The organism is Methylobacterium sp. Leaf118, from assembly GCF_920984675.1.
GTDB lineage: Bacteria > Pseudomonadota > Alphaproteobacteria > Rhizobiales > Beijerinckiaceae > Methylobacterium.
The window spans coordinates 1-877 of the sequence record NZ_CAKLBV010000141.1 but is presented as its reverse complement, the minus strand read 5'-3'; the positions used below and the strand labels follow the sequence as shown (position 1 = coordinate 877).

Annotated in this window: 1 protein-coding gene; it reads right to left on the bottom strand. The window is 70.0% G+C overall.

The window, feature by feature from the left end; genetic code table 11:
• On the bottom strand, positions 1 to 877 hold an 877-nt coding region (locus LW587_RS23915; protein ID WP_232632058.1), incomplete at both ends, for an AMP-binding protein.

Below are 877 nucleotides of genomic sequence, written 5' to 3'. Positions count from 1 at the left end.
CACGTCGCCCGACCGGTACATGCGGCCCCCGGGCGGCCCGAACGGGCAGGCGATGAAGCGGCTGGCGGTGAGGCCGGTGCGGTTGAGATAGCCGCGGGCGAGGCCGGCGCCCGCGACGTAGAGCTCGCCCGGCACCCCGACCGGGACCGGCTGAAGGGTGGTGTCGAGGACGTAGACGGCGAGGTCGTCGAGCCCCCGGCCCACGAGGCTGGTGCTCGGCCGATGCAGGACCTCCTCGTCGAGGGCCAGATAGGTGACATGCACCGTCGTCTCGGTGATGCCGTACATGTTGACGAGCCGCGGACGATCGATCGGATGGCGCGCGTACCAGGTGCGCAGCCGGCCGAAATCGAGCGCCTCGCCGCCGAAGATGATGGTGCGCAGCGACAGGTCGAAGCGCGCGGCGGGATTGGCGTGCTCTTCCTCGACCAGTTGGTAGAAGGCCGACGGCGTCTGGTTGAGGACCGTGACGCGCTCAGAGGCGAGCAATTCGAGGAACGCCGCCGGTGACCGGCTGATCGCGAACGGCACGACGACGAGCGTCCCGCCATGGAGCAGCGGCCCCCAGATCTCCCAGACCGAGAAATCGAAGGCGTAGGAGTGGAACATCGTCCAGACGTCGTCCGGGCCGAAGCGATACTGGTGTGCGGTCGAGGCGAACAGGCGGACGACGTTCTGATGGGTGACGACGACGCCCTTCGGCGTTCCGGTGGAGCCTGATGTGTAGATGACGTAGGCGGGATGGTGGGGGGTGAGCGGGGCGGTGCGCGCGTCGTCGCCGAGATCCGCCGCCGACAGGCCGGCCAGTTGCGCCTGCAGGGCCGGATCCTCGGGCAGGATCACCGCCACCTGCGCCGGCGGGGCGAGCTCGGCCCGC